The following is a 254-nucleotide window of genomic DNA, read 5'->3' as shown; positions in this document are numbered from 1 at the left end:
AATTTCGATGCCGATATAGACCTGAGTGCGCAGCTCGGCACATGAGCCCCTGGCGATCACCAAAAAGTGGCGTTTGTCCTTGTTGGAGAAGCGTGACATGCCTTCGGCAATATTGCTGGGTATGGACCAGGGCGGGAGCATACTTTGCTGATAATTTAACCAAAGAACAGCTGGGCTCGGTAATCGTCGTTCCAACTGGCTCGTTTCAGCTTGTTGCGCTGACTCGGTGAGCCGCATTCGCTTTGCTTGAGGAT

1 protein-coding gene is annotated in these 254 nt (G+C 52.4%); it reads right to left on the bottom strand.

Annotated elements, in window-relative coordinates; all coding sequences use genetic code 11:
* On the bottom strand, positions 1 to 141 hold a 141-nt coding region (locus tag DA373_RS16550; protein ID WP_269801433.1), incomplete at its 3' end, for a four helix bundle protein.
* Positions 142 to 254 lie beyond the last annotated feature (113 nt).

Origin of the sequence: Oceanimonas marisflavi (assembly GCF_003049725.1) — a bacterium.
In the GTDB taxonomy this organism is placed as follows: Bacteria; Pseudomonadota; Gammaproteobacteria; order Enterobacterales; family Aeromonadaceae; genus Oceanimonas; species Oceanimonas marisflavi.
The sequence above is the reverse complement of the archived record's forward strand: the minus strand, read 5'-3'. Positions and strand labels throughout refer to the sequence as shown.